This window comes from Fructilactobacillus sp. X2R5C3 (assembly GCF_059901325.1).
Map to the genome: position 1 here is coordinate 1 of NZ_JBWXUY010000004.1, position 14,738 is coordinate 14,738.

11 protein-coding genes are annotated in these 14,738 nt (G+C 39.7%); all 11 read right to left on the minus strand.

Translation table 11 applies throughout. The annotated features are described in order from the left end of the window. Positions 1-534: 534 nt before the first annotated feature. Complete coding sequence (gene lysS / locus AC6UDE_RS05985; RefSeq protein ID WP_500695756.1) at positions 535-2,064, minus strand: lysine--tRNA ligase; 1,530 nt, start codon at positions 2,062-2,064, stop codon at positions 535-537. A gap of 56 nt (positions 2,065-2,120) precedes the next feature. Next, positions 2,121-3,119, minus strand: a complete 999-nt coding sequence (gene dusB / locus AC6UDE_RS05990) for a tRNA dihydrouridine synthase DusB (RefSeq protein WP_500696907.1) — start codon at positions 3,117-3,119, stop codon at positions 2,121-2,123. Between the two features lie 93 nt (positions 3,120-3,212). Beyond that, positions 3,213-4,106, minus strand: a complete 894-nt coding sequence (hslO, locus tag AC6UDE_RS05995) for an Hsp33 family molecular chaperone HslO (RefSeq protein ID WP_500696908.1) — start codon at positions 4,104-4,106, stop codon at positions 3,213-3,215. 58 nt (positions 4,107-4,164) lie between these two features. Further along, positions 4,165-6,273, minus strand: coding sequence for an ATP-dependent zinc metalloprotease FtsH (gene ftsH / locus AC6UDE_RS06000; protein WP_500696909.1), 2,109 nt, complete (start codon positions 6,271-6,273; stop codon positions 4,165-4,167). Positions 6,274-6,348: 75 nt separating this feature from the next. Next, the gene (gene hpt / locus AC6UDE_RS06005; RefSeq protein ID WP_500693970.1) at positions 6,349-6,888 is read right to left on the minus strand and encodes a hypoxanthine phosphoribosyltransferase; all 540 of its coding nucleotides are present in this window, start codon (positions 6,886-6,888) and stop codon (positions 6,349-6,351) included. Beyond that, positions 6,881-8,263 carry a tRNA lysidine(34) synthetase TilS gene (tilS, locus tag AC6UDE_RS06010; protein WP_500696911.1) on the minus strand — a complete coding sequence of 461 codons (1,383 nt, stop codon included), beginning with the start codon at positions 8,261-8,263 and terminating at the stop codon, positions 6,881-6,883. The genes hpt and tilS overlap by 8 nt, the downstream gene beginning before the upstream one ends. A 50-nt stretch (positions 8,264-8,313) precedes the next feature. After that, positions 8,314-8,796: a S1 domain-containing RNA-binding protein gene (locus AC6UDE_RS06015; RefSeq protein WP_500693972.1), complete on the minus strand. Its 483-nt coding sequence runs from the start codon at positions 8,794-8,796 to the stop codon at positions 8,314-8,316. An 89-nt stretch (positions 8,797-8,885) separates the two neighbouring features. Further along, a complete protein-coding gene (locus AC6UDE_RS06020) occupies positions 8,886-9,269 on the minus strand; it encodes an FtsB family cell division protein (RefSeq protein ID WP_500696912.1) in 384 nt (127 codons plus the stop codon). Positions 9,270-9,344: 75 nt separating this feature from the next. Then, entirely contained in the window at positions 9,345-9,632 is a 288-nt protein-coding gene (locus tag AC6UDE_RS06025; RefSeq protein ID WP_500693974.1) for an RNA-binding S4 domain-containing protein, read from the minus strand. Beyond that, entirely contained in the window at positions 9,629-11,200 is a 1,572-nt protein-coding gene (locus AC6UDE_RS06030; RefSeq protein ID WP_500696913.1) for a putative polysaccharide biosynthesis protein, read from the minus strand. Before AC6UDE_RS06030 ends, AC6UDE_RS06025 begins: the two co-directional genes overlap by 4 nt. Beyond that, positions 11,181-14,720 carry a transcription-repair coupling factor gene (mfd, locus tag AC6UDE_RS06035; RefSeq protein ID WP_500696914.1) on the minus strand — a complete coding sequence of 1,180 codons (3,540 nt, stop codon included), beginning with the start codon at positions 14,718-14,720 and terminating at the stop codon, positions 11,181-11,183. The genes AC6UDE_RS06030 and mfd overlap by 20 nt, the downstream gene beginning before the upstream one ends. Positions 14,721-14,738: the final 18 nt, after the last annotated feature.

Sequence of the window (14,738 nt, forward strand, 5' to 3'; positions counted from 1 at the left end):
TTAATTTTAAGTTCTACAACTTAAAATTACCTTACACTTGTAATCAAAATCTTGTTCAGTTTTCAAAGATCTACTCTTGATTGTTGCCGTTTGATTCTTCCTTAACGCAACATACATAACTATACTACGTTGTGTTTTCAATGTCAACAGATAAACTCAATTATTTTAAATTTATTTGTTAGCAATCGGCAAAACCATTATTGCAACATCAAATATAATACAGTATTTTGCACTTTAGTGCAAGAGCAATATTTATGATAATTAACTTAGTTCATAATCAGTGACTTATTAATTATTATCAAATCATTTTTCTCTCTCACTGAGCATTTACTACTATACATGCGCTCAAATACTTTGTCAACACTTTTGGTCAAAAAAGGTCAAACTTTTTTCAATTTTTATTTTCCATCTAATAAATGAACATAATCGGACAAGTGATCAATCTTTACAAAAGCTACTCTAACAATGTTTCAAATCATTTTTGTACAAATAAAAAGAGATGATAAAAATCATCTCTTTTTCTATCAAACAAATCTATTTTTTATTATCTTCATCCTGTGGATTATCAGAATTATCTTCTGGTCTCATAGTTGGGAACAAGAGAACATCACGAATGGATGGTGCGTCAGTCAAAAGCATTACCAAACGATCAATTCCAATTCCTAATCCACCTGTAGGAGGCATGCCATACTCAAGTGCTTCGATAAAGTCTTCATCGATACCCTGAGCTTCATCATTCCCCTCTTCACGTTCCTTAGCTTGAGCTTCAAAACGTTGACGTTGATCAATTGGATCATTTAATTCAGAAAAAGCATTAGCATATTCATTACCAAGAATATATAATTCAAAACGGTCCGTAAATCTTGGGTCATCAGCATTTTTCTTTGCCAAAGGAGAAATTTCAATTGGATGACCATAGACAAACGTTGGCTTCTTTAGCTTTGGTTGAACGAACTGTTCAAAGAAAGCATTAATGATATGACCAACTTTCCAGTATGATTCATAGTGCACACCGTGTTTATCAGCCAACTTCTTAGCGTCATCATCCGACATCTTAGGCCAAAAATCAACTCCCGTATATTTTTTCACGGCATCAACCATATGAATTCGATCGAATTCTTGGTTCAAATCAACTTCTTCACCCTGATACGTAACCTTACCATTATCACTAACGGCTTTGGCAGCGGCTCTAAAAATTCCTTCAGTTTCATCCATTACATCATGAAAATCAAAGTATGCAGCATAGGTCTCAAGTTCAGTAAATTCAGGATTGTGTTCCTTATCCATCCCTTCATTTCTAAACACACGGCCAATCTCGTAGACACGTCCCATGCCACCTACAATCAAACGCTTCAAATGAAGTTCCAGTGCAATTCGCAAATATAAATCAATATTTAAGGCATTATGATGAGTTATAAATGGACGAGCGGATGCTCCACCGGCAGTAGTGTGTAATACTGGCGTCTCAACCTCAGTAAAGTCCATCTTATTATCCAAAAAGTTTCGAACTGCCTTAATAATTTTACTCCGCTTCTGGAAACGCTCAAAACTATCACGATTTGAGATTAAATCAAGGTATCGCTGACGATACTTTTGTTCCTTATTTTGTAATCCGTGATACTTATCAGGAAGTGGACGAAGTGCCTTTGATAGGAAAGTAATGGACGTAGCACGAACGGTTAGTTGTCCCATGTCTGTCTTAATTACTTCACCAGTAAAGCCAAGAAAGTCCCCGATGTCAGCACGTTTAAAGATATGATACTGTTCTTCTCCAACAACATCTTTTCGAACGTAAACCTGGATTTTGCCAGAACGATCAAGGATATCGGCAAATCCAACTTTACCTTTGCCCCGTTTAGCTACCATTCGTCCAGCAATCGTAGCCTTGACATCTTTTTGTTCTAATTCTTCCTTATCGTACTTATCAAACTCTTTGTCTAAATCTTTTGCCAAATAAGTTGGCTTAAAGGCATGACCAAAAGGATCAATTCCCTCATCTCGTAGCTCTTGCATCTTTTCTCTACGAACTTTTAATTGGTCATTCATTTTCTTCTCTTGTGCCAATTCAAATCCCCCAAACTAGTAACTTACATTCATAATAACATAGTTAAGCATCGTAATTATGCATTTTTCCGTGCGTTTCTCATCGCATCTTTTTCTAGAAAATCATCGAAGATCTGGTCCATCTCTACTTCAGACTCAGCATTGTTTAACTTCACTTTGGTTCGAGCCGAATGAGAAATTCCCTTCAAGTAATAAGCTGCCTGACCTCTGAATTGTCTTGGTCCAACATATTCACCCTTAATTCGAACTAACCCATGCAAATGTTCCTTAGCAGTGTTGATTTTTTCCTCAACACTTGGTTCCGGGATTAATTCACCAGTTGCTAGATAGTGCTCAGTTTGCCTCAAAATCCAGGGATTTCCTTCAACGGCACGGCCCATCATTACTGCATCACAACCTACTTCATCAATCATTTGTTTAGCCTGTTGTGGAGTAGTCACGTCACCATTTCCAATGAACGGAATCGTCAATGCATCGGCAACTTCTTTTAAAATCTCCCAGTTAGCATGTCCGGTATACATTTGTTTTCTAGTTCGACCGTGCATCGCAACAGCAGAAGCCCCAGCCGCCTCAGCAGCAAGCGCATTTTGCACCGCATAAACATGATCCTCATCCCAACCAGTTCGCATCTTAACCGTTACTGGCTTTTTAACGGCAGCAGTTACATAAGACACCATTTCATAAACCTTATCAGGATCAAGGAGCCACTTAGCCCCGGCATCGGTCTTAACGACCTTATTTACGGGACAACCCATGTTGATATCGATAATATCAGCAGCCGTCTTCTGATCAATAAACTTAGCAGCCTCCACTAAAGTTTCTTTGGTTCCACCAAAAATCTGAATACTCATTGGGTGTTCATTAGGATCAACGTTAACCATGCTTAACGTTTTTTTGTTGTTATACATAATTCCACGATCGGAAATCATTTCACAAACAACTAATCCCGCACCAAACTTTTTACAAATGATTCTAAAGGCTGAGTTCGTAACTCCAGCCATTGGAGCTACTACTAGTTGATTTGGAATCGTTACGTTTCCAATTTTCCACTCCATTTTTTCACCTCATCTAAATTGTTTCCAAACATTTTATATAATACCATACCAGTACAAAAAAGAGCGAACCGTATGACAGCACGCTCTTTGATACTACTTATCCCTCTCATTCAGTAAATCAACCAATTCATCTTCCGAAAAGTTATACTTTTTACCACAAAAATTACATACAACCTGTGCCCCATGATCTTCATCAATCAATTGCTGCAGATCCTTCTTACCAATTCCCGCAATGTCTTTGGCAAATTTTTCTTTGGAACAATTGCAGACAAATTCGACTGGCATATGATCAATAACGTCCAGATTATCCGTACCAAATAACTCATCCAAAATGTGATCAGGATTAGGATCCTTTTCTAACATGGACGAAATACTGGGCGCATTCTTTAAAGTCTGCTCCAACTTATCAATTGCCTCGTCAGAAGCACCAGGCATGACTTGAATCAAATATCCCCCGGCACTTTGGACGTTGTTTTCTCCGTCAATGTCAACTGAAACTCCAACGGCTGATGGAATCTGTTCTGACTTTGCTAAATAAAAGGTAAAATCATCACCAATTTTACCGCTTGCGAGTGGAACATCACTAGTGTAAGGCTCACTTGTTCCCTGATTTTTAACGACTTCTAAAAAACCATTCGTTCCTACACCCTTAGAAACATCAACTTTCCCATCCTTTGTGAGTGGCAAGTTAACGTGAGGATTCTGAATGTATCCCTTAATGTGTCCCTTAGCATCAGCATCAATAACCATTCCGCCGACTGGACCACGTCCATTTAAGCGAACGGTCATGCTTTCTTTTCCCTTTAACACTGAGGCCGACAGCATCAAGGTTGCAGCAATCGTTCTTCCAAGTGCTGCCGTTGATGTACTCCAGGTATCATGAATTTTTTGAACATAACTGACAATTCCAGTCGCGTTTAAGCCGTAAACCCGAAACATCCCATCTTTAGTAAGTGCCTTAACTAATACATCATTTTTATCATTCATTTTATTCCCTCCTTAGATTAAAAAAGAACGTGGGCTTTGATCCCAACGTTCTTTTCGTTTATTGATCTTGATTATCAGAATCTTGGTGATCTGAATTACTATCATGATTTTCATCGTGTTTTTCTTCAGAATGATCAATTTCTTGTTCAAGTTTCTTTTCGTGCTCGTGCTCCTTAGCGTCAATGGCTTTCTTAGCTTGTTCAAAGGTTTCATTTTCACTAGGGTACTCATCACTATTAGTTGAATGTTCAGGCATTTTACCGGTCTTGTAGAGACTCAAAATTTCCTTTTCATCCAACGTCTCATATTTAAGCAACGCATCCGCAATTGCCTTGTGCTGATCACGATGACCCTCAATAATCTCCTTAGCTTCACCATGAGCTTCATCAATAAAGTACTTCACTTCATCATCAATCTTAGCTGCGGTTTCCTGTGAGTACTTAGGAGCAGCGTATGGATCTTGGTTAGGACTTTCGAGTTCCACGGTTCCAATCTTGTCACTCATTCCATATTGAGTAACCATGGCACGAGCAAGATTAGTGGCTTGCTCAAAGTCATTTGAAGCACCTGATGATTCAGAATGGAAAACGACTTCTTCAGCAGTTCTACCACCCATTAACCCAGCTAATTGTTCTTGAGCGTTCTTCTTTGAGATCAATTGTTGGTCTTCCTTAGGCAGCATGATGGCATATCCACCAGCACGACCTCTTGGAACAATGGTAACCTTATGAACAACTCGAGCGTCATTTAATACTAAACCAACGATGGTATGACCAGCTTCATGGTTAGCCACAATTTGACGTTCGTGTTCGTTAATAACCTTATTACGTTTAGCCGGTCCAGCAATAACACGATCCTCAGCTTCATCCATATCAGCCGCATTAATCTCATTATCACCATTTCTCGCGGCCAGTAAGGCAGCTTCATTTAGCAAGTTCGCTAAATCAGCACCAACAAATCCGGGAGTCTGTTTAGCAATTTCATGAAGGTCAACATCAGAAGCAAGTGGTTTGTCTTTGGCATGAACTTTCAAAATTGCTTCTCGTCCACGAACATCAGGCTGACCAACTAAGATTTTCCGATCAAAACGACCTGGACGAGTTAAGGCTGGGTCTAAAACATCAGAACGGTTCGTGGCGGCAATGACAATAACACCTTCATTACCAGTAAAACCATCCATTTCAACCAACAACTGGTTAAGGGTTTGTTCACGTTCATCGTGACCGCCCCCCATTCCGGATCCACGTTTTCGTCCAACGGCATCAATTTCATCAATAAAGATGATGGCCGGTGAATTCTTCTTAGCTTGAGCAAACAAGTCTCTAACACGACTCGCACCAACCCCAACGAACATCTCAACGAAATCAGACCCTGATAATGAGTAGAATGGAACGTTTGCTTCACCGGCAACCGCCTTGGCTAACAGCGTCTTACCAGTACCCGGAGGTCCTTCAAGCAAGACACCTTTTGGTATAACGGCACCCAGCTTAGTAAACTTCTTGGGATCCTTTAAAAATTCAACAACTTCGACCAGTTCTTGTTTTTCTTCATCTTCACCAGCAACGTCACTAAACTTAACGTTACTCTTAACTGGTTTAGCCTGGCTCTTTCCGACTTTCATGACGCCACCAGCGCCACCACCTGCTCCACCAGCTTGCTTCATCATAATGTAGAACAAGTAAATGAAGATTAATAATGGTAGAACTGAGATTGCTAAGTTTAACCAAAAGCTATTCGATTGTGTTTCTTTAGTACTCATCGGCACCTTATTCTTATTAGCTAACTTGGTAATCTGACTAACCGATGAGTCATTCTTTAAAATGCTAGTAGTGAATCCATTTACCTTAGTGTAAGTATTGTTGCTCGACTTGGTAAGTTTTCCATTACTAAAATTAAGCGGAATTCCGTTATTTTTCTGCTTAACATTTTGGGGCTTCTTGTACTGACCAGTTATTTTATATACACCGCCAGAAGGTTGAACAGAGAAGTTTTTAACCTTGTTCGTCTGCAAATCATTTGTAAATTGACTTGAACGAATTCCCTGAGTTTGAGTTCTTTGTGATCCGCTGCCACCACCAGTGACAAGCATAATCACACCCATGACAACCACAAAGATGATGATATAAAATAGGCTACTCTTAAAAAGCCCATTTTTATTATTTTTCATTTGTGCCTCCCAATCTAATTTCTCGAAAAGATAACAAATAGAATGTTATCACTTTTACTTTAAATGGACGACCGTTTAGGCCGAATAAATTGAAGGTTTTAAAATTCCAATGTACGGTAAGTTACGATAAAAACCCTTGTAATCAAGTCCATAACCGACAATAAATTCATTTGGAACGTTAAAACCCACATAATCTGCCTTGGCAGGGACAACTCTTCCCTCAGGTTTATCAAAAATGGTACAAACTTTAATTGAATTAGCTCCTCGATCTGAAACCAAATCCTCAAGAAATTGAAGGGTGCGTCCTGTATCAATAATATCTTCAACAAAAATGATATCACGGCCACTAACATCACCATCAAGATCACGGATGAGCTCAACTTTTCCGGTTGAAGCAGTCCCACCCTTATAGCTTGAAACATCGACAAAATCAAGATCTAGGTATATGTCCATCTGGCGAATAATATCGCTCATAAATAGCACTGCCCCAGTCAGCACACAAACTACTAGTGGCTTTTTGTCTCGATAATCATTACTTAACTGCTTCCCTAGCCTTTTTACTGCAGAAGCAATGTCTTTTTGACTATATAAGACCCGCTCAATATCGTCATTCATTTGTTATATCCTTTCGCGTAATTAAAAGTTCATACCCGTGAGTTGCACCCTTAGGCAACCACTTGCTTTCCTTATAACCAATGACGGCCAACACACTCTCCTTACTGTCCACCAGTACTTGCACGTGACGTCGCTTGGCACTTGGAACTTTCTGATTAATTAACAATCTTCTTAAACTCTGATGACCGCCATTCTTGAGTTCAACGGTATCATCCGGTTTAAAGGCTCTTTTTGACAAAGGAAACTGAGAGTCCGCCAAATCAAAATGACTTCGACGCCAAAAGTTTCCCTTTGGAACATGATTTTCATCAAAAATACCAAAATTAAATCCGTTAACGTTGCGGTTCCACTGGTTTAATTCTACCACAAACGAACTTTCATCACGGTGATCATCGTAATTGTTAGGAGATTGTTTAAAAAACATGATTTTATTATAACTTTTTTCAAAAAAATAAGCATTTGAAATTCGCAATTTCCCCTGTGGTTTTCCAAAATCTTTAACTAAAGTCAAAATTTCAGTAATTTGATTATCAGAAAGAGTAACCGTTGACGTCAACTGTTTTAACAATGCGCGAAGTAAAATGGAAAGTTGATTAATTGACGTTGTATCGTACTCGGCACTTACGCAGTCTCTTTTAACCTTTAAGTCATGTCTCAAAAGATCGGCTTGAGCGAAACCACTTGATCCGTCGAGTTCCGACTGCAAATTACTAGCAAACTTAGCAAAATGAGAGATAACATTAGGATTTTCTTTAATTAATTCTGGTAAAACCTGGTTGCGAATCCGATTACGGAGGACCGTATTTTCAAAGTTAGTTTTATCATCATACCATGTTAACGAATGATTTTTAGCATACAAACGGATGGATTCTTTCGAAAACTGTAGTAATGGTCGAACCATCGTTCCTCCATTAAAGGGATGACTCTCTTTAATTCCTTGAACCTCAAACAAATTCCCACTGCGAATGAGTTTCATAAGGATGGTCTCGGCTTGATCATTTTCTTGATGAGCCGTTAACAAGACTGAAGCATTAAAATCATTCATGACTTCCGCAAAAAAATGATAGCGAAACTTACGAGCTTGATTCTCCACCCCACTACTAATCTGGTCGTGATTCCAATTGCCAACCCGCAAATCAAGGTGGTGTTTCTTACAGTAATCAATCAGAAACCGTTCTTCAACCTCACTTTGTTTTCGTAAATGGTGGTTAACATGAGCAACAATAATATGAGGTTTAAAATCTTTTAAGTGTTGGAGTAAATCTAACAAAGCCATGGAATCAACTCCAGTTGAGACCCCAATCACAACATTTTCGTCTTTTTTCCACCACTGTTTCTTCTTAACCAACGAATTAATTTGATTACGTAAATTCAAATTAACCTCCAAAACAAAAAAGCCGAGCAATTTGCCCAGTTATTCGTTCATTAACTACGACGACCACCACGACCGCCGCGTTTTCCTTCTGTGTTTTTCTTAATGACGGACATCCGACTTTCGCTTTCTTTCATGAAGTCTGAAAGCAAATCATCAAAGCTTTCATTCTTACCCTTATGGCCATTACGATTGTCGCGGCCACTGCGATGTCCATGATTCCCGTTATTTGAGTGCCCGTAATGTGAATGCTCATCATGATTATGTTCACCATGATGTTGATGTGATTCTTTTTCTGGATGATCGGAAGCTTTGCGAATTGATAGGCCAATCTTACCGTCATCCCCAATGCTCAAAACCTTAACGGTCACTTCATCGCCAACCGACAGAATATCATGAATATCTTTTACGTAACCATCAGAAACCTCACTGATATGAACTAGTCCAGTCTTATGATCGCCTAGATCAATGAAAGCTCCAAAATTAGTAATTCCTGAAACTTTCCCAGTGACCTTCTCTCCAACCTTAATTGTCATAAAAAAGCCATTCCTCCTAATAAATGTTGTGTTAATTATAACATAATCCTTTAAAGTAAAATAAAAGAAGATTACATCCTAGTAATCCTCTATTCATTACCAATCTTACTATTCTGTGGGAAACTGTAAACAGTTTCGCCTGGTTTTGTATAATAATATTTAGCTCGCATCAATTCTTGAAGATAATTCTTGTTATTTAAAAGCTTAATTTGTTCATTAAGATTCTTTTCTTTTTGTTTTTCAACCTGGTAATCCTGTTTTTTTCTGGTAATTTGGGCATTCACACCGTGAATTTGATTCATTCCACTAACAATTTGCCACCCGAGCGCCAAAAAAGCCACGGCAAATATTGCCACGAGAGCAACCAGTCGCTTGGTTCTTTTACTTAACTTCTTATTATCTCTTTGCTGTTGGTTTGCTTTACTTTTCCTTGAAGCAGAATTCAAGTATTCAACGTTGTTATTTCTGTTCATCAGGAATGCCTCCACGAATTTATATGAACATAGTACCACATGTAAAGCCAGAATATAATATTAATTCAACAATAATTATTCTAATTCATCATTTTCAGCCCGATAGTCTCGATCATAGGTTTCACTGATGGTCTTATACATGGTGTCTGAATCAGACTTTTTGGTGGTATCTAACAGTTGTAGCACCTCTACGGTTAAATTTTTATTTCCAAACTTAATCAGAATTTGATCGCCAACCGAAACCTTACTTGATGATTTGGCTGGCTCGCCGTTTACAAAGACTCGCCCTTGATCGGCAATCTTTTTGGCAACTGGACGACGTTTTATAATCCGTGAAATTTTTAAAAATTTATCAATTCTCATTTTTGCTTATCTCCTACAAACCGTTTCATAATTGGAACCATCGCTAACTCCGAAGCAGTCAAAACTTTTCCTTTCAGACACATTCCTAAAAACACGAATGCCCCAATCGGAATAACAATCATTAATTTAATAACATCCACCAGTCGACTGGTATCTCCAAGGACGTGGTTCAATCCTAATTCAGTTAAAACAACGACAATCACCATTACCATACTGATTAATGATACCTCTAATAGGAACTTCCAACTAAAAATGTGCTCATGAACCCGCTTTGGACTAGTATACCAGTTAACTAATAACACGATTAACAGAGCAATGATAGTTGATAATGAAGCACCAATGATTCCGAAATGAATTACGCACCACTTAGTGATCATTATTTTACAAATTAGGCCCAACAAAATAGCGGTCACCGTACTTTTAAAGTCATCAATACTCTGTAAAACCGAGTTAAGGGCTGTCACCATCGTAGCGAAGAGGATGCTCAAACAGTATACCGAAAGCGTGATGTCTAAATCATAACTCCCAAACAAGAGATGATTTAATTGAGGCATAATACTAATCAGTCCGAAGGTAACTGCCATCGTCACTACCAGTGTAATGCGCATACTGTATTTTACAAGGGTCTTAAATGACCTTTCTTTTCCAGCATGATGATAATACGCCATCTGCGGCAAGACGGTTGAAGAAATGGCCGTTCCAATCACTAATCCTAGTTGAACAATGGGCTGAGCGCGATCATAAATCCCCTTTTGGGTCTGAGCCATTAGATTACTTACACCACTTACTACCAGCCCATTTTTTACCGTAAATGAATCGACCAATTGCATTAACACCATTAGAGCAGCTAAAACACTAAGCACACCACCCTGTAAGATGATTTGCTTCGCTAATTTCAGGTAGTTAAATTTCAAATCTTGAAAGTGAAAATGAGCAAGTATGTCACGTGCATAATATCCCAAGATAAGTGCTGAAAAAATCGCTGCTAATGGAGCCGATAACATTGCTAACGTCCCCATCTTGTATAAGTTCCAGTGCTGGACGGCTGCTAAATAGGCTACCACAATGATCATTGAAACCCGCACAAACTGCTCTACCACTTGAGAAGTCGCCGTTGGAATCATCTGCATGCTAGATTGAAAGTACCCCCTCACATCCGCTAAAAGGGGCATCAACAAAAACATCCAGCTTACCGCTTGAATTACGGGTTTTAATTCAAAGTCTCCCATTAAAGTAGCAATTTCTGATGAAAATAACTGTAATCCACCAAAAATAATCACCGAAATGATCATTAAGATCACCATGATTTGGAAAAACAACGTTTGTTTCTCCCCTTCAGTCTCCCGTTCCACAATCATCTTGGAAACAAACGCTGGAAGACCGGTCAAGGCAAACGCAACCCCAATCCCATAAATAGGATAAACCTGCTGATAGATGTAAAATCCAACGTTTCCAACAAAATTTTCCAGTGGAATCCGATAAACGGCACTTAGTACCTTTGAAATAATGGCAGCTACCGAAAGGATCAAGGTTCCACTAACAATCTTTTTACTTGTCTTTTGATTCATGTTCTTCTTGATCCAATCTTATTTTACTCAAGCTTTTGACAAATTGATAAAGCTGTTTCAACCAATCGGCATCTTTCATCGTTGGTTGAACAACTAACTTAATTTGAAAACACCCGTTAACCATTTTCACTGAGGAACGAAAATCCGTATCAGCAATGGCTTTCAAAATTTCCTTACTAGTGAATCTTTGGGTTCCTACCTTACTCATGGTAACGGTTAAATTATTTTGATCTTTGCGAATTTTATCAATCAGATCATAATCGGCAAGCATCTTAATGCGGTCAATTTCAAGCAGATTAGCTACTTCATCAGGATATTCACCAAACCGATCAATTAAATCACTTTGTAGTTCGGTAAATTGTTCCTCACTATCCATCTGTCGGATTCGCTTGTATAATTCAATCTTTTGTTGCTGATCCTCAATGTAAGTCGCCGGAAGATAAGCTTCAATCCCGAGTTCAACCTTCGAATCAGACTTTTCAACCACGCGATGCTGGCCCTTCTTCTTGGAGACAGCGTCAGACAACATCTTAGTATACATATCATAACCAACTGAATTAATAAAACCGTGCTGCTGCTTTCCGAGCACGTTTCCAGCCCCACGAATCGAAAGATCACGCATGGCCACCTTAAATCCTGAACCCAATTCAGTGAAATCCTTGATGGCTTCTAGTCGATTCTCAGAAACTTCGGTCAACGCTTTATTTGGCTGGTACATAAAGTAAGCTTGTCCTACTCGATTACTTCGACCAATTCTTCCCCGAATCTGATAAAGCTGGGAGAGTCCCATCCGATCCGCATCCTCAACGAACAGGGTATTCGCATTAGGAATGTCAACTCCCGTTTCGATGATGGTCGTCGTAACCAACACATCATAATCTCCGTTAACAAAGTCGTACAGGATCCCTTCCATTTGATTTTCGGACATCTGGCCGTTGATGGAAGCAATCCGCGCATCAGGCAAAAGGGTCTGCAACTTGTCGACCGTCTGATCAATATCTTTAACCCGATTATGCAAATAAAAGACCTGTCCCCCGCGTTGCATCTCCCGTCTGATTCCGTCCACAATCGAACCCTCATTTTGCTCCATCACGTAGGTTTGAATCGGATAGCGATTAGCCGGAGGAGTTTCAATAACTGATAGGTCACGAACGCCCATCATTGACATGTTTAAAGTCCGTGGAATTGGTGTGGCAGTTAGCGTCAACACATCGACATCCGACCTCAATTCCTTGATTTTTTCTTTGTGTTTAACCCCAAATCGTTGTTCCTCATCGACGATTAAAAGACCTAAGTCATTGAACTTCACGTCTTTAGACAGCAAACGGTGGGTGCCAACCACGATATCAATTTTTCCGTCCTTTAGGTCTTGAATGGTTTGGCGGGTCTGTTTGGGCGTGTCAAAACGCGAGAGAACTCCGATTTTAACCGGAAAGCCATTAAATCGTTCAACCATGGTCTCATAATGTTGTTGAGCTAGTACCGTTGTGGGCACCAGAAAAGCCACCTGTTTCCCGGCTTCAACGGCTTTAAAGGCCGCTCTCAAGGCTACCTCAGTTTTCCCGTAGCCCACGTCTCCAACCAGTAAACGGTCCATCGGATGGGGACTCTCCATGTCTTTTTTAATTTCATCAGTACTTCGAAGCTGATCGGGTGTCTCCGTGTATGGAAACGCCTGCTCAAACTCAGCCTGATATTGGTCATCAACCGGAAAGGCATAACCCGACTCGGCCTCCCGTTTGGCGTATAAGTCAACCAGATCATCAGCAATGTCTTCCACCTTAGAAGCCACCGAACGCTTCGTCTTGGCCCATTCCGTTCCACCAAGTTTATTAATCTTTGGATGTTTGTCCTCTGACGAAACGTATTTTTGTACCAAATTCAGTTGGTCAACGGGAACGTAGATCTTGGCACCCTTTTGATAGGTTAAAGTCATATAGTCCTGATGCCTACCATCGACTTCCATAGTCTTCATCCCATCGTATCGTCCAATTCCGTGATTAACGTGAACAACGTAGTCACCGGGTTTTAAATCGGTATAGCTTTTGATTCGCTCCGCATTAGAAAAGGTCTGTCTTCTAACTCGTTTCTTTTTCCCTTGTTCATTCACCCGTTTAAACATATCTGATTCAGAAACAATCGCTAGGTTAGCGGCCGGCAAATCAAAGCCATTTTTTAGGTTAGCTAAAACAATCTGAGTCTTTCCCTTAATAATGTTATCAGTGGTTGATTGAATGGCATCAACACCAAAATCACTCAACGTTGACGAAACCTTTTCCACTCGTTTTTCATCACTAACGGCAATGACCACGGTTCGTTTCTCAGCTTGATAACGTTGCATTTCTGCTTTAAACATCGGCATTTGTCCAAAAAAACGCTGCATTGGGTGAACCTTGATGTCGATGATGTCAGAAAGCTTCATTCGCCCTAGTCCTTTTTGAAACAAAGAAAATAACAAGGTCGCATGATGATCAGTTCCGGTTACCGTTCTAAAATTAAGCGACAGTTTCTGGTCAGAAAACAGTTCATGATTATCTTCAACTGAATCACGCCAGTTCTGTTCGTCACTTTCAAGTTGCTTATTAGCATCCCTTATGCGACTGTAGTCATCATAGACTACCATCCCATTTTCAGGTAAATAATCTAAAATTGAGGTTTCCTTTTCAAAAATAAACTGACTGTACTCACTCCATTTTTGGTCAATCGATTGGCCTTTGAGCCCGTCAATCACCTGTTGAATGTTATCAACTAAAACGTCACTGCCGTCGTCTTTGATGGTTTGGTTCAATCGTTTGGAAAGTTCCTTGATTCCATGCTTGCGATCGCTTTCGCTGGGTAAAAAATCAGAAGCTGGTAGCACACTAATCTCATCAATATTTGCCACACTTCGTTGGGTAGCAGCATCAAAATAACGCATGGAATCCACTTCCGTATCAAAAAAATCAATCCGAATTGGATAGTCCGAATTAAGTGGGTAGATATCCAAAATTGACCCACGATTAGCAAATTCACCGGGGGCGGAAACCATGTTCTTCTTCTCGTAACCCATTTGAACCAACTGTTGTTGAAGTTTTATAAGGTCCAAGTCGTCTCCAACCTTGACGTGTAATTGGCTTTGATTAAAACTAGCTGGCTCTGGTAGATATCGTTTAAGACCAGCCGTTGAAACAATCACCACCACTGGTTTCTCTGACTCAAGCGCGTTTAGGGCCCGCACTCTTTGAGCTCGATACTGCGGAGAGCTGGTTGCAATCTCTGCCGCGACGAGTTCTTCAGCCGGGAACTCAAAGACCTGATCTGAATCCATTACTTCATTAAAAGACTCGGTAATTTGATCCGCATGGTTCATCGTATCGGTTACGTATATCGTAGGTTTTTGCTTATCATTAATTAATTGTTTTAATAATAGAGTACGAGCGGATCCACTAGTCCCAGTGATCAGTTGCTTGGTATCAGGAGCAAGATTAGAACTGATTTTTTCATACTGTGGCATTTCTTTTAACGTTTCATCTAGCTTCAAAAACTCATCTCCTCTTTT

Coding starts and splice junctions, on each gene's coding strand:
- AC6UDE_RS06020 (WP_500696912.1), bottom strand. CDS start 9,269: ATGAACAGAAATAACAACGTTGAATACTTGAATTCTGCTTCAAGGAAA.
- hslO (WP_500696908.1), bottom strand. CDS start 4,106: ATGAATGATAAAAATGATGTATTAGTTAAGGCACTTACTAAAGATGGG.
- AC6UDE_RS06030 (WP_500696913.1), bottom strand. CDS start 11,200: ATGAATCAAAAGACAAGTAAAAAGATTGTTAGTGGAACCTTGATCCTT.
- AC6UDE_RS06015 (WP_500693972.1), bottom strand. CDS start 8,796: ATGACAATTAAGGTTGGAGAGAAGGTCACTGGGAAAGTTTCAGGAATT.
- dusB (WP_500696907.1), bottom strand. CDS start 3,119: ATGGAGTGGAAAATTGGAAACGTAACGATTCCAAATCAACTAGTAGTA.
- hpt (WP_500693970.1), bottom strand. CDS start 6,888: ATGAATGACGATATTGAGCGGGTCTTATATAGTCAAAAAGACATTGCT.
- ftsH (WP_500696909.1), bottom strand. CDS start 6,273: ATGAAAAATAATAAAAATGGGCTTTTTAAGAGTAGCCTATTTTATATC.
- AC6UDE_RS06025 (WP_500693974.1), bottom strand. CDS start 9,632: ATGAGAATTGATAAATTTTTAAAAATTTCACGGATTATAAAACGTCGT.